Origin of the sequence: Algoriphagus sp. (assembly GCF_029254265.1) — a bacterium.
Lineage (GTDB): Bacteria > Bacteroidota > Bacteroidia > Cytophagales > Cyclobacteriaceae > Algoriphagus.
The window spans coordinates 16556-36595 of the sequence record NZ_JAQWXX010000050.1; the positions used below are offsets into that span (position 1 = coordinate 16556).

The 20040-nt window shown below is 39.7% G+C and carries 22 protein-coding genes; 16 read left to right on the forward strand and 6 right to left on the reverse strand.

Annotated elements, in window-relative coordinates; all coding sequences use genetic code 11:
• Positions 1–29 precede the first annotated feature (29 nt).
• The 11 genes from P8O16_RS07700 to P8O16_RS07750 all read left to right on the forward strand — a co-directional run bounded on the left by P8O16_RS07700 (position 30) and on the right by P8O16_RS07750 (position 10200).
• The gene (locus tag P8O16_RS07700; RefSeq protein WP_300312853.1) at positions 30–1172 is read left to right on the forward strand and encodes a 1-acyl-sn-glycerol-3-phosphate acyltransferase; all 1143 of its coding nucleotides are present in this window, start codon (positions 30–32) and stop codon (positions 1170–1172) included.
• Positions 1169–1738 (forward strand): peptidylprolyl isomerase, encoded by a 570-nt coding sequence (locus P8O16_RS07705; RefSeq protein ID WP_300312856.1) that lies wholly within the window; start codon positions 1169–1171, stop codon positions 1736–1738. Before P8O16_RS07700 ends, P8O16_RS07705 begins: the two co-directional genes overlap by 4 nt.
• A gap of 4 nt (positions 1739–1742) precedes the next feature.
• The gene (locus P8O16_RS07710; protein ID WP_300312859.1) at positions 1743–2816 is read left to right on the forward strand and encodes a Gfo/Idh/MocA family oxidoreductase; all 1074 of its coding nucleotides are present in this window, start codon (positions 1743–1745) and stop codon (positions 2814–2816) included.
• A 62-nt stretch (positions 2817–2878) separates the two neighbouring features.
• Positions 2879–3637 (forward strand): SDR family NAD(P)-dependent oxidoreductase, encoded by a 759-nt coding sequence (locus P8O16_RS07715; RefSeq protein WP_300312862.1) that lies wholly within the window; start codon positions 2879–2881, stop codon positions 3635–3637.
• A gap of 129 nt (positions 3638–3766) precedes the next feature.
• Entirely contained in the window at positions 3767–4630 is an 864-nt protein-coding gene (locus P8O16_RS07720) for a fumarylacetoacetate hydrolase family protein (RefSeq protein ID WP_300312864.1), read from the forward strand.
• Positions 4627–5457, forward strand: coding sequence for an amidohydrolase (locus tag P8O16_RS07725; protein WP_300312867.1), 831 nt, complete (start codon positions 4627–4629; stop codon positions 5455–5457). Before P8O16_RS07720 ends, P8O16_RS07725 begins: the two co-directional genes overlap by 4 nt.
• A 28-nt stretch (positions 5458–5485) precedes the next feature.
• Complete coding sequence (locus tag P8O16_RS07730) at positions 5486–6250, forward strand: SDR family oxidoreductase (RefSeq protein WP_300312870.1); 765 nt, start codon at positions 5486–5488, stop codon at positions 6248–6250.
• Positions 6247–7560: an L-fucose:H+ symporter permease gene (gene fucP, locus P8O16_RS07735; RefSeq protein ID WP_300312873.1), complete on the forward strand. Its 1314-nt coding sequence runs from the start codon at positions 6247–6249 to the stop codon at positions 7558–7560. The genes P8O16_RS07730 and fucP overlap by 4 nt, the downstream gene beginning before the upstream one ends.
• An 11-nt stretch (positions 7561–7571) precedes the next feature.
• Positions 7572–8483, forward strand: a complete 912-nt coding sequence (locus P8O16_RS07740; RefSeq protein ID WP_300312877.1) for an alpha/beta hydrolase — start codon at positions 7572–7574, stop codon at positions 8481–8483.
• Between the two features lie 28 nt (positions 8484–8511).
• Positions 8512–9210, forward strand: coding sequence for an HAD family hydrolase (locus tag P8O16_RS07745; RefSeq protein WP_300312879.1), 699 nt, complete (start codon positions 8512–8514; stop codon positions 9208–9210).
• A gap of 45 nt (positions 9211–9255) precedes the next feature.
• Positions 9256–10200: an EamA family transporter gene (locus tag P8O16_RS07750; protein WP_300312882.1), complete on the forward strand. Its 945-nt coding sequence runs from the start codon at positions 9256–9258 to the stop codon at positions 10198–10200.
• 93 nt (positions 10201–10293) lie between these two features.
• Here the strand turns inward: P8O16_RS07750 and P8O16_RS07755 are convergent, their stop codons facing one another.
• The 3 genes from P8O16_RS07755 to P8O16_RS07765 all read right to left on the reverse strand — a co-directional run bounded on the left by P8O16_RS07755 (position 10294) and on the right by P8O16_RS07765 (position 14137).
• Positions 10294–12009 (reverse strand): ABC transporter ATP-binding protein, encoded by a 1716-nt coding sequence (locus P8O16_RS07755; protein ID WP_300312884.1) that lies wholly within the window; start codon positions 12007–12009, stop codon positions 10294–10296.
• Positions 12010–12158: 149 nt separating this feature from the next.
• The gene (locus P8O16_RS07760; protein ID WP_300312886.1) at positions 12159–12557 is read right to left on the reverse strand and encodes a DUF1573 domain-containing protein; all 399 of its coding nucleotides are present in this window, start codon (positions 12555–12557) and stop codon (positions 12159–12161) included.
• Between the two features lie 128 nt (positions 12558–12685).
• The gene (locus P8O16_RS07765) at positions 12686–14137 is read right to left on the reverse strand and encodes an AAA family ATPase (protein ID WP_300312888.1); all 1452 of its coding nucleotides are present in this window, start codon (positions 14135–14137) and stop codon (positions 12686–12688) included.
• Positions 14138–14150: 13 nt separating this feature from the next.
• On the opposite strand from P8O16_RS07765, the gene P8O16_RS07770 reads away from it, so the two are divergent.
• Genes P8O16_RS07770 through coaD form a run of 4 tightly spaced genes read left to right on the forward strand, consistent with a single transcriptional unit; the run spans position 14151 to position 16578 of the window.
• On the forward strand, positions 14151–14660 hold the full coding sequence (locus tag P8O16_RS07770) for an NUDIX hydrolase (protein WP_300312891.1): 510 nt from the start codon (positions 14151–14153) through the stop codon (positions 14658–14660).
• Between the two features lie 49 nt (positions 14661–14709).
• Positions 14710–15291 carry a hypothetical protein gene (locus tag P8O16_RS07775; protein ID WP_300312894.1) on the forward strand — a complete coding sequence of 194 codons (582 nt, stop codon included), beginning with the start codon at positions 14710–14712 and terminating at the stop codon, positions 15289–15291.
• Positions 15292–15300: 9 nt separating this feature from the next.
• Positions 15301–16119: a DUF3822 family protein gene (locus P8O16_RS07780; protein WP_300312897.1), complete on the forward strand. Its 819-nt coding sequence runs from the start codon at positions 15301–15303 to the stop codon at positions 16117–16119.
• A 3-nt stretch (positions 16120–16122) separates the two neighbouring features.
• A complete protein-coding gene (gene coaD, locus P8O16_RS07785) occupies positions 16123–16578 on the forward strand; it encodes a pantetheine-phosphate adenylyltransferase (RefSeq protein ID WP_075352062.1) in 456 nt (151 codons plus the stop codon).
• On the opposite strand, the gene P8O16_RS07790 is transcribed toward coaD, so the two are convergent.
• Positions 16566–17252 carry an NUDIX hydrolase gene (locus P8O16_RS07790; RefSeq protein WP_300312900.1) on the reverse strand — a complete coding sequence of 229 codons (687 nt, stop codon included), beginning with the start codon at positions 17250–17252 and terminating at the stop codon, positions 16566–16568. The genes coaD and P8O16_RS07790 overlap by 13 nt on opposite strands.
• A 92-nt stretch (positions 17253–17344) precedes the next feature.
• On the opposite strand from P8O16_RS07790, the gene pyrE reads away from it, so the two are divergent.
• Positions 17345–17989 (forward strand): orotate phosphoribosyltransferase, encoded by a 645-nt coding sequence (gene pyrE, locus P8O16_RS07795; RefSeq protein ID WP_300312903.1) that lies wholly within the window; start codon positions 17345–17347, stop codon positions 17987–17989.
• A gap of 33 nt (positions 17990–18022) precedes the next feature.
• Here the strand turns inward: pyrE and P8O16_RS07800 are convergent, their stop codons facing one another.
• Complete coding sequence (locus P8O16_RS07800; protein ID WP_300312906.1) at positions 18023–19213, reverse strand: hypothetical protein; 1191 nt, start codon at positions 19211–19213, stop codon at positions 18023–18025.
• Positions 19210–20040: a type 1 glutamine amidotransferase gene (locus tag P8O16_RS07805; protein ID WP_367182803.1), complete on the reverse strand. Its 831-nt coding sequence runs from the start codon at positions 20038–20040 to the stop codon at positions 19210–19212. The genes P8O16_RS07800 and P8O16_RS07805 overlap by 4 nt, the downstream gene beginning before the upstream one ends.

A 20040-nucleotide genomic window follows, 5' to 3' on the forward strand; every position in this document is an offset into this window, starting at 1 on the left:
TGCTTTTTGCAGAATAATTAATCCTAGCTATGTCCCAATTCGATTCCATTAGGCCTTTTTATGAGACAGAGGCAAATGCTGCCATTCGTCAGATCATAGATGATCCTATGCTAGAAGCTATTATGGGTTTTACATTTCCAGATGACCATTCTAAAAACTGGAAAAATTTAATGCTTCACACGCACTCTCTAAGAGACTTCCAGGTTAATTTCATTTACCCAGGTGTAAAAAAAGTACTGGAGAAAAGTTCAAATGGTTTGAGTACTGGGGGTTTTGAGCAACTTGAGCCAAACACAGCTTATTTATTTATCTCCAATCACCGCGATATCATCTTAGACACTTCGCTACTCAACGCTTGCCTTTATGAACATGGTTTGGTGCTTACTACTTCTGCAATCGGAGACAACTTAATACAAAAGCCTTTTTTGCACATCTTATCCCGATTGAATCGGAATTTCGCCATAAAAAGAGGGCTACAAGGACGTGCATTACTTGAAAGCTCACAGTTGGCTTCAGCTTTTATCCGAAAAAGTTTGCTCAATGAAAATCGTTCGGTATGGACTGCACAACGAGAAGGCCGAACCAAAGACGGAAATGATGCCACGCATAAAGGAGTTTTAAAAATGCTCACATTGGCTGAAGAAGGAAAAGATCAATTTTCCTTTTTTGAAAAGGTAAAAGTGGTTCCGATTTCCATATCCTATGAATATGATCCTACGGATGTATTGAAAATGCCCGAGCTCTTGGCAAAATCCAAGGATGAAAAGTATGTGAAAAGTGAAAATGAAGATTTCCAGAACCTCCTAAGAGGCCTCATCGGAACTAAAAAAAGAATCCACCTTCAAGTAAATGGGATAATAACTGAAGAAATTAAAGAAATTTCCAAATCCGGATTAGGTTCTGGAGAAAAGCTTAGTCAACTGGCAAATGTAATTGATCAGAAAATTTGGGCAGGATATAAACTTTGGCCTAGCAACTACATTGCTCACGACTTACTCTATGGGGATGAAGAATTTAAGAATGAATATACCATTGAGGAAAAAGAGGCTTTTGAAAAGCGGCTTCGTGAAAAAGTAGATGTGCAGAATGATTTCCTGGTAAAAAGCTTTCTCTCCATGTATGCAAATCCTGTAAACAATCAGATTAAGGCACTTTCTTTATACAAAGTATGAAACAAGGACTCTATCTAATCGTATTTTTTTTAATCCCGATTTTTGTGTTTTCTCAAGAGAAAACTCCTATTGGGAAAATCGCGACGCCATACGGTGAGATTTTTATTCAACTGGATGACCGGACCCCAAACCATAAACAAAGTTTTATTGAATTGGCGGAAGCAGGATATTGGGATTCCCTGACTTTTAATAGAGTAATTCCTGATTTTGTGGCGCAAGGCGGCTGCCCGGATACGGAGGAAGGATTCAATGATCCTGAATACCTTTTAGCCCCTGAGTTTGTACCTGAATTAAAGCATATTTATGGGGCAGTGGGAGCAGGAAGAGACGGGAATCCAGATAAATTATCCGCCAGATGTCAGTTTTACATTGTGCAAAATCCAGCCGGTATCCCCAGATTAGATGGAGATTACACGATTTTTGGCCAAGTGATTAAAGGAATGGATATCGTCGAGCGAATCGTACGTGTGAAACGAGATAGCAAGGATGAACCCTTAAAACCAATCACGTTAGCGGTTTCGGTTGTATATCTATCAGAAGCTGAAGTCGCTTTACTGAAAAATTAAAACTATGAGCAAACCTATTAAAATCCTAATAGTAGGCTGTGGAAATATGGGCGCATCTCATGCGACTGCCTATCATCACATGCCTGAATTTGAAATCTGCGGATTAGTCTCAAGAGGAGAAAGCAAGGTCAAACTCAACCAATCACTGAATTCAAATTACCCGCTTTTTGAGGATTTTGAAACAGCCTTGAGGGAATCTAAACCTGACGCGGTTTGTATTTCAACCTATCCAGACACCCACGAAGAGTTTGCCGTAAAAGCACTTGATGCCGGCTGTCATATTTTCATCGAAAAGCCACTGGCTGATACGATTATAGGTTGTGAGAGAATCATTTCCAAGGCTAAAGAAACAGAAAAAAAAGTAGTCGTGGGTTACATCTTGCGTCATCATCCATCATGGATTCGATTCATCGAGGAAGCTCAAAAAATGGGGAAACCATTGGTGATGCGAATGAATCTAAATCAGCAAAGCCATGGCTACATGTGGGATGTTCATCGAAATTTAATGAAAAGTCTCAGCCCCATCGTAGACTGCGGAGTTCACTACATTGATGTAATGTGCCAAATGACTAGATCAAAGCCAATTTCTGTTTCGGCAATTGGAGCAAGACTTTCTCCGGACATTGCTGCTGACAACTACAATTATGGCCAGCTGCAGATTCGATTTGAAGATGGATCAGTAGGCTGGTACGAAGCTGCCTGGGGTCCAATGGTCTCAGAAACTGCATTCTTTGTCAAGGATGTCTTTGGCCCAAAAGGTTCAGTATCAATTACTGCAAAAGACGCTGCATCATCAGGTAAATCAGATCATGTGGACAGTCATACCAAAACTGAATCCATCCGGGTACACCATGCCGATATAGATTCTAAAAATGAGTTTACTAAAGCTGATGAGTGGATTGATATGAAGGACGAACCTGGACATCAAGAACTCTGTGATCGTGAACAAGCTTATTTTCTGAAAGCCATTCTGGAAGATATAGACTTAAGCAATCATTTAGATGATGCTATCAACAGCTTAAAGATCGCTTTCGCCTGTGATGAATCTGTAAAAACCGGTGAAATCGTTAAGCTCTAGACTTATCCCATTCTCTTTTGCTAACTTGAAAGAGTTCGGTATATTTCTTTTTTACCCAAGCTATGAAAAACAAAACAGTAGTAATCACAGGTGGTGCAAGCGGAATTGGCTTGGCAATGGTCAATAAATTCGCCACAGAGAAGTGGAAAGTATTTTTTATAGACAACAATCAAGCTGAGGGGGGAAAAGTAGAGAAAGAGTTAAAAGAAAAAGGCTACTCAGTCACATTCCTAAACTGTAATATTACCCAAGCAGAATCTGTCAAATCTACATTTGAGGCCATACCCGGTAAAATTGATACCCTCATTAACAATGCTGGAATATCTCATATCGGAAAAGTTGAAAACACAACAGAGGCCGATTTTGAGCGACTTTTTCAAGTTAATGTCAAAGGCTCTTTCCTTTGCATACAGGCGGCATTACCGAAGCTAAAACAAGACGGCGGTGGTTCCATTCTCAATATGGCTTCGGTTGCGGCCACGATTGGAATTCCTGATCGCTTCGCATACAGTATGACCAAAGGTGCAATGCTCACGATGACGCTGAGTATCGCCAGAGATTATGTAGTAGATGGCATACGCTGCAACTGTCTATCTCCCGGTAGAGTACACACTCCATTTGTAGATGGATTTATTGCTAAGACCTATCCCGGGCAGGAAAAGGAAATGTTTGACAAATTAGCGGCCACTCAACCAATCGGAAGAATGGGCTCACCAGAAGAAATCGCCGAACTAGCCTATTTCATCAGCTCAGATACCGGAGGATTTATTACCGGGAGCAATTATAATATTGATGGAGGATTTATGGGATTGAAAATGTGAGGTGGGGATTGGAAAATTGAAAGATTAGGATCACATTAAATAATTGTCAGATTAATAAACTTGACCCAAGATTATTGGCCCTAAATCTTGATACTAATGTATTGTTACTTGATACTTAAAAACTAACCTATGAAACTAATACGATTTGGCGAAGCCGGAAAAGAAAAAGCAGGGATTCAAGATGCTGAAGGAATAAATCTGGACTGTTCCAGTTTTGGAGAAGATTGGAATGAAGCTTTTTTCTCTTCGGGTGGATTAAAAAGATTGGAAGAATGGCTTTCAAAAAATCGAAATCCCTTAGCTGAAATTCCTGCCAATGCTCGAATTGGATCTCCAGTAGCAAGACCTTCTAAAATCATCTGCGTAGGTCTGAATTATAGAAAGCATGCAGAGGAAGCAGGAATGGCGGTACCCGAAGTTCCCATCATTTTTATGAAAGCTACTTCATCTCTTTCCGGACCATTTGACCCAATTCTTATCCCAAAGAATTCAGTTCAAACGGACTGGGAGGTAGAACTCGCAATCGTAATCGGGAAGCGTGCCAAATATGTCTCTGTGGAAAATGCGATGGATTATGTAGCTGGCTACTGCCTCCACAATGATGTGAGCGAGCGAGACTTTCAACTTCGTCATGGTGGACAGTGGGTTAAAGGGAAAAGTGCAGATAACTTTGCTCCTCTAGGCCCAGTGTTAGTAACAAAAGATGAAATCGAAGATCCTCATAACCTCCGTCTTTGGTTGAAACTGAATGGGAAGATCCTTCAGGATAGTAACACCTCAGATTTGATCTTTGATCTGCCAACAATTGTCTCTCATATAAGCCAATACATGACGCTACTTCCGGGAGATGTTATTTCCACAGGTACGCCTGCAGGTGTAGGAATGGGATTAAAACCTGAGCCAAAGTATCTACAGCCAGGGGATATTGTAGAATTGGGCATCGATGGGCTTGGCTCCTCTCGGCAAGTAGTGATGAATGACCCTGAAGCATGAGGATAGATTCACATCAGCATTTCTGGAAATATGATCCAAAGCGACAGCCTTGGATAGATGAAGAAATGAAAGTGATTCGAAAAAATTTTCTTCCTGATGATCTCTGGCCAGTTTTGGAACAGGTTAAGATTGATGGTTGCATAGCAGTGCAAGCAGACGAAAGCATTCGGGAAACAGCATTTCTATGTGATCTGGCCTTAGAATATGAGTTTATCAAAGCAGTGGTCGGCTGGGTAGATCTTGGTGCAGATAAGCTCGATCAAGAATTAGATCAGTTCGCAAACCAAACCAAACTCAAAGGCTACCGAGAAGTACTCCAATCGAAAAATGTAGACTATATGCTCCGACCGGAGTTTATCAGAGGAATCAGCAAAATTGGAAAGCGAGGCTACACGTATGATATTTTGATTTTTGCAAATCAATTGGAGGCAACTTATCATTTTATCAAAAAAGCTCCTGAACAACCCTTTGTGATCGATCACTTAGCAAAACCTAACATAAAACTGGGTATCTGGCGGGAATGGAAAAAAGAGCTGAGTCTCTTAGCTGAGCGGGATTACATCTATTGTAAACTCTCAGGAATGATCACAGAAGCAAATTGGAAATCTTGGAAAAAAGAGGAGCTAAAAGTCTATCTTGATACCGCACTTGAACTCTTTGGACCGAAGCGTTTGATGTTTGGTAGTGACTGGCCTGTTTGCCTTGTTGCTGGGCAATATGAGCAGGTATTGGAGATTATAGAGCAGTTTATTCAACCCCTTTCTCAAAGTGAGAAAGCGCAAATCATGGGTGAAACGGCCATAGAATTTTATGGAATAAAGGCTTAACTTATAACTCGATCTAGACCGAATCTGCATGAATTTGAATCTCAAAGACAAAGTTTTTTTAATCAGCGGAGGAGCAAAAGGAATTGGAGGAGCTGTAGCAAGTGAACTTTTAGCCGAAGGCGCAATTCCAGTAATCATAGATCCGGATGAAAAAGCAGGATCCCAGCTACTGAAAGATGGACCTGGCCTTCAAATCCCAACATTACTTTCTTCGGAAAAAGACGCTGAAGACGCTGTTAAACAAGCATTTCAGACTTTTGGTAGAATCGATGGAATCGTAAATAATGCTGGAGTCAATGATGGTGTCGGCCTGGAAAAAGGAAACCCTAAAGCATTTATAGATTCAGTAGCAAAAAATCTAAATCACTATTATGATTTAGCACATTTTGCTTTACCTCACCTTAGAGCAAGTAAAGGAAGTATTGTCAATATAAGTAGCAAAACAGCATTGACTGGACAAGGGAATACTTCTGGTTATACTGCGGCTAAAGGTGCAATTCTTTCCCTCACCCGGGAATGGGCAGTCGAGCTTCTCCCCTATCAGATTCGGGTAAATGCTGTGATTCCTGCTGAAGTGCTAACTCCAATGTATGAAAGTTGGATTCAAAAATTTGAAGACCCTGCTGCAAAATTGGAATCAATCAACTCTAAAATCCCACTGGGAAACCGAATGACCAAACCTGAAGAAATTGCAGCTATGGTGATATTCTTACTCTCTGACAAAGCCATGCACATCACTGGTCAGTATCTCCATGTAGATGGTGGCTATACCCATCTTGACCGCGCCCTATGAGCAAAAAGCCAGCATTAGTCCCAAAGGAATTACTCCTTCCGTTTATTCTGATCACTTCCTTATTTGCACTCTGGGGCTTCGCCAATGACATCACCAATCCCATGGTCGCAGCCTTCAAACGGGTTTTGGAATTGAATAATACCCAAGCCTCATTTGTCCAACTTGCCTTCTATGGTGGATATTTTACAATGGCTTTGCCTGCTGCATTTTTCATTAAAAAGTATTCCTACAAAACAGGGATTCTACTTGGATTAGGCCTCTATTTCTTAGGAGCAATGCTTTTCTACCCTGCGGCAGCTTGGGAAAGCTATGGTTTCTTCTTGGCTTCCCTATATATCTTGACCTTTGGCTTAGCCTTTTTGGAGACGACTGCCAATCCCTACATCCTATCCATGGGGCCAGAATCTACAGCAACCCAACGCTTGAATTTGGCTCAAGCCTTCAACCCAATGGGCGCTCTTGCAGGACTTTTTGTAGCAAAAGAATTTATCCTCAATTCACTTCAGTCTAATAATACCGATGCAGATGGAAAAATCATCTTTGAGTCTTTGGATGAATCTGCAAAAGCAGTCATTCGAACCGCAGACCTAATGGTCATCCGAGATCCATATGTGATTCTTGGATTAGTGGTTTTGGGTATTTTGCTAGTGATAGCGATGGCTAAAATGCCTGAAAACAAAGATTCAAATTCCAAAGTAGACTTCAGGAATACGATGCGGCGACTTTTGAAGAATCGGAATTTTGTGGAGGGAACTCTTGCACAGATGTTTTATGTCGGTGCACAGATTATGGTTTGGACCTACATCTACCAATATGCCGAAGTACTCGGAATCAGTAATGCTGAGGCAGTTAATTTTGGCTATGCCGCTTTACTGGTATTTCTGGCAGGCCGATGGATTTGTACACTTCTACTTCGTTTTATTCAGCCAAGTAAACTGCTCAGTATTTTCTCTATTCTAGCGATTATTTTCACTGCAGGAGCGATATTCTTACCGGGAATGGTTGGCCTTTACAGCCTTGTCGCGATCTCTTTTGCAATGTCACTCATGTTTCCTACCATCTATGGGATAGCACTTGAAGGCCTGGGAGAAGACTCAAAATTTGCTGCTGCATATCTCGTCATGGCAATTGTGGGTGGAGCAATCATGCCGACTCTTCAAGGAATTTTGCTCGACCTAGGTGGATCGAATTACGACGATATGCTAATTCTCGGCGTACCGGAGGTGAATTTTTCATTTATATTGCCTTTAGCCTGTTTTGTGATGGTTCTTTTATTCAGCATCCGAGCAAAAACTTTAGCCTCAACCTAATTCAAAATCCCATGAAATCACTATTTATTCTTTTGGTACTAGCAATGATCTTTCCTTCCATTCAAGCACAACAAGTTACTTTACCTTTATGGGAAGGAACTCCTCCACTTCAAAAGGCTATGGACCTCAAAGAGGAAGTGGTCTCAGAAGGAATCGTCAGAATTGGGAATGTTCAAATCCCAACTATTGAAGTTTATCTCCCTGCAAAGCAAATTGCTACTGGACAAGCTGTAGTTATTTTCCCGGGAGGAGGCTATAGCATTTTGGCCTATGATTGGGAAGGGACAGACTTTGCAAAATGGCTCAATTCGCAAGGAATCGCAGGAATCGTAGTAAAATACCGACTTCCAAAATCCGCTTCACTCACTGATCCAAAGGAAGTGCCCCTGATGGATGCGCAGCGCGCTATTCGTATGGTTCGCCAAAATGCTCCATCATGGAATATTGATCCTACTAAAGTCGGGATTATGGGTTTCTCGGCGGGCGGACATTTGGCTTCTACACTTAGCACGCAATACGATCATGTGGTAGATCGTCCAATGGATTCCATTGATCAACTTTCTGCAAGACCTGATTTTTCAATTTTAGTATACCCAGTGATCACTTTTGTGAATCCAGCCATCCATTCAGGATCTATGAAAGCACTTTTGGGAGAAAATCAGTCTGAAGAACTAAAGAAACGATTCTCTGCAGAGTTGAATGTAACAGCCGAAACTCCACCCACTTTTTTGGTACATGCGGGAGATGATACCGCCGTGCCTGTAGAGAATTCCTTGCTTTATTATGCTGCACTTAGGGAAAAAGCCGTTCCTGCCTCACTGCATGTTTATCCAAAAGGTGGACATGGATTTGCTTTCGGGTTAGGCAAAGGACCGGTTGAAAATTGGAGAGGAGTCTTATTGGACTGGATGAAAAACTTGTAGAAACCCCGAACTAAACTTTGGATTGACTATGGCAATTAAAGTAATCGCCTTCGATGCAGATGATACCCTTTGGGTGAATGAACCTTTTTTCCGCGAAGCAGAAGAAAAATTCGCTGAACTGCTTGAGGATTTTATGCCTCGCCACAGTTCACTCAAAGAACTTTATCGAACCGAAATCGAAAACCTCCACATGTACGGTTACGGGATCAAGGGTTTTATGCTCTCTATGATTGAGACGGCGATGCGGATTTCTGATCAAAAGATTTCTATGGAAATGGTAGAGAAAATCCTCCAAATTGGCAGAGAAATGCTGGAAAAACCGGTGGATTTGATACCGGGTGTAGCAGAAGTTTTGAAAGAATTAAATGGTGATTATCGAATCGTACTCGCTACGAAAGGTGATCTACTGGATCAAGAGCGAAAGTTGAAAAAGTCAGGATTGGAACGACACTTCCATCATATTGAGATCATGAGTGACAAGAAAGAATCTGACTTCAAAAAACTAATTAAGCATTTAGACATAAAAGCTGATGAATTCATGATGCTGGGAAATAGCCTCAAATCTGATATTTTACCTGTTTTGGATCTTGGGGGCTTTGCAATCCACATTCCATTTCACATTACTTGGGAACATGAAACCATAGCGCATGAGGTTTCGCATAAACAATTTTTCCAAGTAGCACATATCTCCGAAGTGGTGAGAATCATTCGAGAATTGGAAAATTAAAATTCATTCTAATATACCTAGACCCCAATTCCAAGATCCATTCTAATGAATATCCCAACAGCTTATCAAAAGGTTCCCGGTATACTTATGGCAGTAGCTTCGGCTATTTTCTGGGGTATTTCAGGTACTTGCGCACAATTTCTCTTCGAGGAAAAAAATCTTGACCCAGGTTGGCTGGTCTGTTGGAGATTATTACTGGGAGGTATCTTATTATTGATGTTTTCCCTTTCCCAAAAGAAGAGAGACACTTTTCAAGTTTGGAAAAAACCAACCGATGCCTTTCAAGTCATTCTTTTTGGAATTCTTGGAATGGTCGCTGTACAGTTTACCTATTTCTACAGCATTTCACTATCCAATGCTGCTACTGCGACGATCTTACAATATTTGGGACCTTTGATTGTAGTTGCATTTTATGCGGTCAAAAACCGAAGATGGCCAATACTAGCCGAATATGCCGCGCTTGTTTTGGCTTTAAGCGGAACCTTTCTTTTGGTTACCCATGGGAGTTTTGACACCTTGGTGATCAGTGATGAAGCGCTTCTTTGGGGAATACTTTCAGCAGTTGCTTTGGCATTTTACACCATACATCCGGTGGGATTATTACGAAAATTCTCTCCAGCAACGGTCACTGGCTGGGGAATGCTATTGGGCGGAATAGTTATGGTGCCAATAATGAGACCTTGGGAAATTCAAGGTGTTTGGGATTTGGAAACACTTTTCGCTTTTGGATACATTATCCTTTTTGGTAGTGTGTTAGCGTTTTACTTCTTCCTTACTTCGGTCACGATTATTGGCGCAACCTATGCAAGTTTGCTTTGTAGCGTGGAACCCTTAGCTGCAGCAGGCACTGCAGTGGTTTGGCTAGGGGTTTATTTTGGGGGAATGGATTGGATAGGGACACTTTTTATCTTGCTAACGGTCATATTATTAACCCTAAAGACTAAGGAAAAAAAGGAGGAAGTAATACAGCAATCAACCAGTCTCCCTTAAATGATCCATAGCTAGAAATAAACAGCTTGATCTTCTTCTGATAAAATGGAGTAGTTGAACTTTTAGAATTGTTTTCTGAAAGCTCAGATGAAATTAAATTCTCGATTGATAGGTGAAAAGCTGGTAATATCTGCCTTGCAAAGCAATCAATTCATCATGCCTACCTCGTTCTACTATTTCCCCTTGCTCTACGACCAAAATCTGATCTGCCTGACGAATTGTACTCAATCGGTGAGCAATAACAAATGTTGTCCGGCCTTTCATTAATTCTTTCAAACTCGCTTGAATCAAAGTCTCAGATTCCGTATCCAAGTTGGAAGTAGCCTCGTCTAAAATCAAAATCTTTGGATCGGCTAATATTGCTCTAGCAATGGCAATTCTTTGGCGCTGTCCACCTGATAGCTTTACGCCACGCTCTCCAATCAGCGTATCCAACCCTAATTCAAAGCGATCTGTGAATTCTTGCACATGGGCAGCCTGAACTGCTTCAAGAAGCTTAGCTTCAGAAGCATCAGGTCTTGGGAAAAGAATGTTTTCCCGAATAGTCCCTTCAAAAAGAAAATCATCTTGAAGCACGACACCAAGTCTGGAACGGAATGATTCCAAGGTAATAGTCTGAAGATCGTTTCCATCCAAGGTGATTTTTCCTGAATCAGGATTTAGAAAAGTAGCAGCTAAACCAGCAATAGTTGTTTTCCCCGAGCCTGATGTTCCCACTAAAGCAGTCACTGAACCCGCAGGAGCAGAAAAGCTCACTCCTTTGATCACGTCTTTTTCTTCTTCGTAGGCAAAAGCTACGTTTTCAAAGACGATGTCACCACGGAAATCTTTGATTTCTAAAGTTCGCTTTCGATCATCAGCCTCCAGTGGTGTGTTCATGATTTCCTCTGTTCGATCCAATCCGGCAAAAGCCTCTGTAAGTTGGCTACCAATATTGGACATCTGCACTATCGGGGCAATCATGAATCCTAAGTAGAGCGTAAAGGCTAGGAAGTCTCCGAAGGTCATTTCCCCTTCCATAATCATATAACCACCCATTCCCATGATTCCCGCAGAAGCCAAGCCTAACAATAAGGCTCCAGCTGAGGTGACAAAACTAGTAGCAGTAAGACTGGCTTTTACATTTTGAAACAATTCATCTACTCCTTTGGCGAAAGTATTGATTTCTTGTTCTTCGGCATTGAATCCTTTGATCACTCGGATTCCTCCGAGCGTTTCTGTAAGTCTTCCGGTAACTTGTGCATTTATTTTCCCGCGTTCTCGAAATATGGGGCGGATTTTTCCAAAGGCTTTCAACGAGACCAAACCAAAGACGACCACTGGTAAAAGCACATAAAGTGTCATCATCGGGCTGATACTGATCAACAGAAAAAGTGAAATAAATGCTGTAAGAATTCCACCAATCATTTGTGCGAAACCAGTTCCCACTAAATTCCGAACTCCTTCTACATCCGTCATGATTCTAGAAACGAGTTCACCGGTTTTGGTATTATCAAAAAAGCGAATCGGAAGTTTGATGATATGGGCCTGAACTTGCGATCTGAGTTTAGAGATAAGATTCTGAGCTTCTACACTTAGAATCTGAGTGAGTGCATAGGAAGTAGTGGATTGGACCACAATAGCTCCAACGACCCCAGCAATCAGCCACTTGAGCATTGTTAAATCATTGCTAGGGATGACATCATCGATAAGAATCTTAGAAGCTCCTGGCAAAACCAGACTAGCTAGTCTACTAATAATAATCAGAAAGAGTCCTAAAAATAAATGCTTTCGGCGAGGCCAGATTATGGTCTTAAATACCGAGCTCATTGTGACTCTTTTTTCTTTCGGGGTGGGGATTGATTTTTTCATATAACTTGATGGCAACACAAAAAGCTACTGGATAAGTTCTTTGAATAAAAAAAGCCCGGACTAAACCGGGCTTTAGGAATTGGTATTAGAATTTAAAACCAAATAATTTAATTGGTTTTAGGCAATACATTTGAGATTAAAGAAACTTTCTCGATTGGCTCAGAGGCATTGGAATAAATCCGGACCACCGAATTCTGTTTGCCCATTTTACCAGCTGAATTGAAGGAAACTTTGATTTCAGCAGATTTTCCTGGCGCGATTGGCTCTTTTGGCCAAACAGGAACAGTACATCCACAAGTTGCTGCTACATTCGAAATAATCAATGGAGTGGTACCTGAATTTGTCAGTTCGAAGGTATGAGAAACTTTATCTCCCTGAACGATGTCTCCAAAATCAATGGATTTTTCTTTGAAAGTGATGGCCGCTCCGGATGTTGCTTCCTGAGCGCTTGCATTAAAAGCAAACACTAAGGCAAGAAGTGTAAATAAAATTCCTACTTTTTTCATGGTTATGTTTATTTGATTCAGAAGTTCAATTTTGGACTATTAAAGAAACGATAATTGTTCTTTATAGATTCAAATTTAGAAAAAATGGTGCCAATAATGTTTATTTAAGCCAATATCTACACAAATCCCTAATCAGATTCTTGGTCATTTTTCGCCTTGAAAAAAAATGATTGATCAAAGTTCACAAGGTAAAGTTCTTCCGTTGCTCTCGTGATCGCCGTGTAAAGCCATCTTGTAAAATCCCGATCTATTTGCTCCTCGGGTAAGTATCCCTGATCTACAAATACAGCTTTCCATTGCCCTCCTTGAGCTTTGTGACAAGTTAATGCATAGGCAAATTTGATTTGTAATGCATTCAAAAATGGGTCTTTTTTGATCAGTTCCATTCGTTCTGCCTTACTGGCTACATCTGCGTAATCCTCCGAAACTTGGCGGTAAAGTTCTCGGTATTGATCTCTAGTCAAAGATGGGCTCGGTGAATGAAGTGTATCTAGAATAACTTTCGCCTCAAAATGAGGCTCATCCGGATAATCCAGGAGTCTTAACTCTAGCGTTGCGAACCGAAACCCATAAAATTCCTCGAAATTTCGAATTTTCATCACTTCTGCCATATCTCCATTTGCAAGAAAATTCACTCGATCCGACTTAGCCATGTAGGTGTAATTGTTTTTGACAATCATGAGCAAATCGCCCGAGCTGATCTCATCCTCAAAGAAATGGATTACCCTTCGGATGTACTGATTGTATTGGACAGCATTTTTATTTGACCGAGTCACAATTGTGGTATTCTCAGTTCCATATTTATCATAGGCATATCGCAAACCATCTTCCAGCCTCTCTCCGGTCATCTTAAATGTATCTTTGAATGCTTTCGTAGAGATTTTTATTTCTGGCTTTTCCTGTTTCAATTGTTCTCGGAGAGCAGTGGCATTAAATAAAATACCAGATTCCAATTTCTGGCGCATTACCTCTGTCAGTTCGATCTGATCTGCTTCCAAGCGGAAATGCCTTAAAAGATATCCTGCTTCCAAAGCTGGACTGTAATCGCTACCTACGGGTGGAAGCTGTGCGGTGTCGCCAACTAAGATGAGTCGGTTTCTTTCGCCATAGAAAACAAACTGGATCAAATCTCCCAATAGATTTCCTGACATTCCTCCATCATCAGCTAGCATGGATGATTCATCTATGATAAAGATGGTGTCTTTGTAATAATTCTTCTGAAGAATAAAACCTCCTGAAAGGCTCCCGTCCTCCCCTTTGGGCTTATAAATGATTTTGTGGATAGTATAAGCCGCTTTCCCGCTGTAATTGCTCATGACCTTCGCTGCTCTTCCTGTGGGCGCCAACAGCAATGAGCGCATTCCCAATCGGGGGAGAGTTTTGACCAAAGCTGAAATCACAGAGGTTTTTCCTGTACCTGCGTATCCACGAAGTACAAAAGTTGCCTTACTTTCGGGAGGCAAACTGAGAAAGCGATCCATTTTTAAAAAAAATGCGGCTTGACCCGAAGTTGGAGCAAAGGGAAAATTTGAAGAAAGTAATATGGAAGGCTTGAGAGAAGGCTCCTTATCTTTGGACATAGGACGAAAGTAAATGGCAAACGATAAAATCAGCAAAGAAATCGAATCTAAATTCGGAAATCATTTACGAATGAGGGTAAACGGTATTTTGATCGAGGATAATAAAATATTGATGATCAAGCATAAAATGGGAAATGGCAGGATTCTCTGGTCAGTTCCTGGTGGAGGGATGAATTTCGGACAATCTGCAAGAGAAAATTTGATTAGAGAGTTTTCTGAAGAAACAGGTCTCTCCATAGAAATCGATGAATATCTCTTTGTTCATGAGTACTTAAAGGTACCTCTTCATGGTATGGAACATTTTTTTTCTGTCAAAGCAAAGTCTGGCGATTTAAAACTTGGGACAGATCCAGAGCTGCTTCCTGACCAACAAATCATTGAGGAGATGCGCTGGATGACCTTCGAAGACATCCAATCATTGCCCAAAGAGACCCTTCATCAAATCTTTTGGAGAATTAATTCTCTTCAGGACCTAGTATTGTTGCGAGGATATTTTAATTTTGAAAATAATTCTCTAAAATAGCACGTTTTAAAAACCTTCAACCATACCCAGATTTTAAAATTTAAGCAAAATGAATTTATCAAAAGTACTATCACTAGTTTTCTTCGTAGTAGCAATTGGTCTAGGATACCTTCTTTGGAAGGGTGTAGATGATGTAGTGGAAGAGGAGAAAAAAATTGCTCTGATTGAAGCTGCAATTATCGAAAAGCTTCAAATGCTAAGAGATGCAGAGTTAGCTTATCAGGCTGCCAATGGTGCTTATGCTAACAATTGGAATGACCTTAAGAAATTTATTGAAGAAGGGAAAATCTGGATCGTTCAGCGAACTGAAACAACCAAGCTTCTTGAATACGGTAAAGAAGAAATCACTGTAGAATTTGACACTCTTGGTTCTGTGAATGTGATTGATTCTTTGTTCAATGACAGAAAGTATCCTGATTTCAATCTGGAGGCATTAGCTGTTGTTCCTGGTTCAGGAGGAAAAATGTTTGAATTCTTTGCAGACAAAGTTGAGAGAAATCAGTACGATGTAAACGTATTTGAAATCAGAGACCCTGCGCCGATCAATCCAGAAAGAAGATTAAACAACAATGAAAAAGCTCTTAAAGTAGGTTCTAGAACAGACGCTTCTACAGAAGGTAACTGGAAATAACACCAGATTTTGGAAACCGACCTTAAAGTATTTAAAAGTGATAGATTTGATATTCAAGAAGTATCGGGTCTATCACTTTTTTTGTATCCTCATTCCATCCATATTTTTGCCAAAGATGCAAATGGGTCCAATAGCTGTATCCATTCGTACAACTTTTTTTCGGAGGGTGATTTAGACAAACTGATTCGTTCGGATCAATTTTTGAAAATTGATCTTCCGATCAACGTTTATATTCATCAGTCCTATTTTGTATTGGTACCAGGTGTGCTTTTTCAGCCTGAAAATGAAGCTGTTTATCTTGAATTTGCAGGTAAACCCAAAGGCAATCTATCTTATTTTAATTCTGCTTTAGATAGCAATAATCTACAAATCATCTCGGCAATTCCAGAAAAAGTCAAAAGATCACTTGATGCTAGGTTTTCAGAAATAAATTTATTTCACGGATCGGTTTCGATTCTTTCTTATCTATTTAAAGAACGATTCAACCTCATCGGTCAAGAAATTTTAATCTATTCTTTCGAGGGTCATATGTATGCTACAGCTTTTACAGACCAAGAGTTGGCAGTATTCAATATGTTTGAAATAGATTCCAAGGATGATATTTTAAAATATATTCTGATTCTTATCGAACAATTAAAATATGATCGAATTCACGTGAGAGTCACAATTCTAGGTTTCGATTCAGCATTAAAGATTACAGAACATTGGGGAAAAATCTATTTTCAAAACTTTAGAATTATAAGTCCGACATCCAATCAAAACTATACTCAAGGCTTCAAGAATTTAAAGTCGCTCAATCTCTTTGAAGTAAACTGGCAATTTTCCTGAAACATGAAAAAGATAGCAATATTTCCTGGCTCATTTGACCCCTATACCCTTGGGCACCACGATATTGTAATCAGGAGTTTGAGTCTTTTTGACGAGGTAATTATCGGAATAGGTTATAATTCTACTAAGAAAAATCGGTATTTCGACATCCAAATGATGGTGGAGCAAATTGAGCAGGTATATCAGGATACTGATCGAGTAAAAGTGGTCATATACAATGAATTAACTTCTACCCTTGCAAAAAAATATGGCGCCCAATTTCTGCTCAGAGGACTTAGAAACACCACTGATTTTGAATATGAAAATACCATCAGCCAGATGAACCGCTATTTAAATGAAGAATTAGAAACAGTATTTCTTATAACTTCTCCTAAGTATGCAGCTATTAGTTCTACGATTATCCGAGAAGTTCACCGCTTTGGAGGAGAAGTCAATGAATTTTTGCCCTATAAGCTCTGAGTCTTGAGGTGAGTTTTTAAAAAGTTCTTAAACAGGAACCGCATGGAAGGGTAAGAATTGACCAATGCTATTTTTGCATCGCCCTCATAAAACCATCTAATATCCTCGATTCCCTCTTCTGCTTGAGGCGTCATCTTTTCATCACTGATACAGTCCATCTGAAACCAATATGTTTTTTTGAGAATACTTTTGCGATCCTGAGTATAAGTATGCCAAGTTGTGATGATGGGTTTACCTGCTTTCACCTTTATTGCACACTCTTCTTCTACCTCACGCAATGCACATTGTATTGGAGTTTCTCCTTTATCAAATTTTCCTTTTGGGAAATCCCATTTACCTAAACGATAGATTAACAAGATTTTATCCTTCTTGGTAACAACACCTCCTGCAGCTTTGATCGTCAAGAAACGACTTTTTATAAATTTCTTTAAACCAGATTTATCTTTGGTAACCAAGGTAATAGAATCAAGTTTTTTTAATTTTCGTGTTCGCAATGTGTAAAGTAAACCAATAATCAAATCATGTGAAGGTTCATGAATTAACACATCGTCTTCCCAAAAAATCTCTGAAGGAGGGCTATCTGAAGGGAAATACTCGGATTCAAAGTTCTTCGAAGAGTCTAATTCTTCGTAGCTTATTAGATCCAATGGTTTGTCATTGACGAAGATTCTCATTTTTGAATCGTTATTGCTTGAGTAAGTTCAAAAATGCATAAATTTTCACGTTGCAACAACCTTCACCAAACTTAATATCTTATTTTTGAGTCATGGAAATTTTAGATCAAAATGTAGCCGCAGAAATAGCTGACAAGCTATTAGAAATTCAAGCCATTCAGCTTCAACCTTCTAAGCCTTTTACTTGGGCTTCTGGTTGGAAATCTCCAATTTATTGTGACAATCGCCTCGCCCTATCATTTCCAAAGGTCCGAACTATGATCAAGGAACAATTGGTACGAAGTATCCAACATTACTTTCCCTCTGTAGAAGCTATCGCTGGAGTAGCAACTGCAGGAATCCCACAGGGTGCACTTTTGGCAAACGATCTGGATTTACCATTTATCTACGTTAGGTCTAAAGCCAAAGGTCATGGTATGGAAAATATGATCGAAGGTAAAGTTGTTCCAGGGCAAAAGGTAGTGGTTGTAGAAGATTTGGTCTCGACAGGTGGAAGCTCTTTAAAAGCTACACAGGACCTAAAAGATGCAGGGTTTGAGGTTTTAGGAATGGTTGCAATATTTACTTATGGTTTTGATATAGCCGCTAAGAACTTTGAGGATGCCGGTGTAAGATTAATCTGTTTGAGTCACTACGAAGCTTTGCTTCCAAGAGCAGTACATCGTAAGTACATTCAGGATGACACACTCAAATCACTATCAGAATGGAGAAAGGATCCTGCCAGATGGAATCCATAAAAAAAAGAGCGCTTATATAAAAGCGCTCTTTTTTTATTTCTCAAACAGTCCAATTGACCCTCCTACCCAATCTTTATCCTTATTGAATTTGACGCCGATCATTTCCCCTTTACTGAGTCTGACAAGGTTGCATACAAAGGTCGGTTTGATGTCTTCTTCAGGCCAAAGTGCTAAAATCCGAACTTCCACTTTTACATTCCCGTCGGGCGAATGGATAACAGGTTCATAATGAACCTTCTTTTGAAGAATATAGAGATCTTTTTGAGTAACTTTTGCAATATCCTCTGGAGTAACATTAAAAACCACACCGGAACCTGAGAATGAAAAAAGAGGCTTCAGAACGTAATTTTCGAGATCATCAGGAATTTGCTCCAGCTCACTTAGCAGTATCGTCTCAATAAAATATTTTCCTTCAAGATATGGGAGAATGTATTTAGAAATTCTTGTGTACCAGTTTGGATGACCAGCCCATTCCACTTCGAGTTCATCCTGAAAACTGAATTGGAGTTTAAGATCCTTTCTTAAGTTCAATTCGTCAAAAATAACCCGGTTATATATTCGCTTCACTTGAATTTTTTCACCTTTTTCATCTAAATAAAAAAGTTTCTTTTCTTCCTTTATCAGTTCAGTCACACAGACTAAAGGGATACCTAAATCTTTTCTACAGTAGTAAAAATCGATTTTCGTATTCTGCTTTTCGGGTTCAATTTCCAAAAGGATCACTTCAGAAGGATGGTGTCCCATAAGAATTACTTTTCTAAGCAGATCAAGGTAGTTTTCTTCAGTTATTCCTTCAAAAAAGGGCGTCATATCCTCCAAAAAAGGATAATGCGCTTTTAATTTTTTGAAAAGATTTTCCTGAAAATTGAAAATAGATGGAAACCCTTGAACCTCGATAAGTTTAGGAATGAGTTCACCATTTTCAGAACAAATCCCAAAATCGATTGCCAAAAATTGGGTATGTCCATCCTCATCGGGAACGTTGGTATTCAAATCAATAGCCCGCTGGGTTATTGATTTAAAGTCCTTCCTTCTAATAAAATCAACAACTTGATGGCTAGCCTCAATTAATTGATCTCTAAGCTCGGAAGGAATAAAAAAAGGGGTTTCTGCGATTCTAAAAGTGGGCAAATAATCAAAATCAGATGCGATATCCTTTAGAAGGGATTGATACCTTTCATTGGTAAACTCACTGTTGAATTTATCTCTTCTTGCGCTGATCATACTAGATTCAAAAGTTGAGACTTTTTGACCCTCTGGATAGAATTTTCCAGAAAATTAGGTATCAGGGTTTCATTGGTTTTGAAAATCTTATCCTCATCAACCAAGTGCTCTATCATCGCTCTAAATTTTGCTTTTCCCTTGGAAGCAATAATTTTCTCCTTTACCTCAGTCTTTTTCAAATGATTTAAAAAACTTATTGGGTCTGCCTCTGGATGAAATTGAGTACCTACCATCTCATCTGAAAATCGAATAGCCATAATCGCCCGCTCGTATTGAACATGGTCTCGGATTTTCTCGAGAGCTAAGATTTTTGCACCAAGCACCTTAAACTTTTTATGGTCAGGTTGAACCACTTGATAATCTCTGGAATCTACCGCCCAGAAAGGATTATCTAGATTTTGAAGCATACGGTCTTGCTTTCCTTCAGCTGTTTTGTGAACAGACATTACTCCGAAAGATGTGGATTTCCGCTTGGTCAATTGCCCTAAACCAAAATGCTTGCAGGCCATTTGAAAAGAATGACAGATTAAAAGGATGTACTTTTTATGATTATGGTTTTGATTCCAAATCCAAATTTGATCTAAAAAATCAAAATACTTCAAATCCCAATTCCCATCACCTTCCAAAGGATTGCCTGGACCTCCAGTCGAAATATAAATATCAAAATCTTGAACATCAGGAAGTTCTGACTTCCCTCTTACATCAAATACTTTATAATTAAGTTGACTTTCAAATCTACCGATAATATCCTTTATACAGCGCATACCTTGATTCGGCTCGCCATCATACATATCTAATATCGCCAGATTTAATTTCTTCTTTCCCAC

Excerpts from the sequence above, each read along its gene's own strand:
- P8O16_RS07755 (WP_300312884.1), bottom strand. The coding sequence starts at position 12,009 with ATGAGCTCGGTATTTAAGACCATAATCTGGCCTCGCCGAAAGCATTTA.
- P8O16_RS07700 (WP_300312853.1), top strand. The coding sequence starts at position 30 with ATGTCCCAATTCGATTCCATTAGGCCTTTTTATGAGACAGAGGCAAAT.
- P8O16_RS07775 (WP_300312894.1), top strand. The coding sequence starts at position 14,710 with ATGAATTTATCAAAAGTACTATCACTAGTTTTCTTCGTAGTAGCAATT.
- P8O16_RS07770 (WP_300312891.1), top strand. The coding sequence starts at position 14,151 with ATGGCAAACGATAAAATCAGCAAAGAAATCGAATCTAAATTCGGAAAT.
- P8O16_RS07715 (WP_300312862.1), top strand. The coding sequence starts at position 2,879 with ATGAAAAACAAAACAGTAGTAATCACAGGTGGTGCAAGCGGAATTGGC.
- P8O16_RS07740 (WP_300312877.1), top strand. The coding sequence starts at position 7,572 with ATGAAATCACTATTTATTCTTTTGGTACTAGCAATGATCTTTCCTTCC.
- P8O16_RS07730 (WP_300312870.1), top strand. The coding sequence starts at position 5,486 with ATGAATTTGAATCTCAAAGACAAAGTTTTTTTAATCAGCGGAGGAGCA.
- coaD (WP_075352062.1), top strand. The coding sequence starts at position 16,123 with ATGAAAAAGATAGCAATATTTCCTGGCTCATTTGACCCCTATACCCTT.
- P8O16_RS07725 (WP_300312867.1), top strand. The coding sequence starts at position 4,627 with ATGAGGATAGATTCACATCAGCATTTCTGGAAATATGATCCAAAGCGA.
- P8O16_RS07765 (WP_300312888.1), bottom strand. The coding sequence starts at position 14,137 with ATGTCCAAAGATAAGGAGCCTTCTCTCAAGCCTTCCATATTACTTTCT.
- pyrE (WP_300312903.1), top strand. The coding sequence starts at position 17,345 with ATGGAAATTTTAGATCAAAATGTAGCCGCAGAAATAGCTGACAAGCTA.
- P8O16_RS07705 (WP_300312856.1), top strand. The coding sequence starts at position 1,169 with ATGAAACAAGGACTCTATCTAATCGTATTTTTTTTAATCCCGATTTTT.
- fucP (WP_300312873.1), top strand. The coding sequence starts at position 6,247 with ATGAGCAAAAAGCCAGCATTAGTCCCAAAGGAATTACTCCTTCCGTTT.
- P8O16_RS07800 (WP_300312906.1), bottom strand. The coding sequence starts at position 19,213 with ATGATCAGCGCAAGAAGAGATAAATTCAACAGTGAGTTTACCAATGAA.
- P8O16_RS07745 (WP_300312879.1), top strand. The coding sequence starts at position 8,512 with ATGGCAATTAAAGTAATCGCCTTCGATGCAGATGATACCCTTTGGGTG.
- P8O16_RS07790 (WP_300312900.1), bottom strand. The coding sequence starts at position 17,252 with ATGAGAATCTTCGTCAATGACAAACCATTGGATCTAATAAGCTACGAA.
- P8O16_RS07750 (WP_300312882.1), top strand. The coding sequence starts at position 9,256 with ATGAATATCCCAACAGCTTATCAAAAGGTTCCCGGTATACTTATGGCA.
- P8O16_RS07760 (WP_300312886.1), bottom strand. The coding sequence starts at position 12,557 with ATGAAAAAAGTAGGAATTTTATTTACACTTCTTGCCTTAGTGTTTGCT.
- P8O16_RS07710 (WP_300312859.1), top strand. The coding sequence starts at position 1,743 with ATGAGCAAACCTATTAAAATCCTAATAGTAGGCTGTGGAAATATGGGC.
- P8O16_RS07720 (WP_300312864.1), top strand. The coding sequence starts at position 3,767 with ATGAAACTAATACGATTTGGCGAAGCCGGAAAAGAAAAAGCAGGGATT.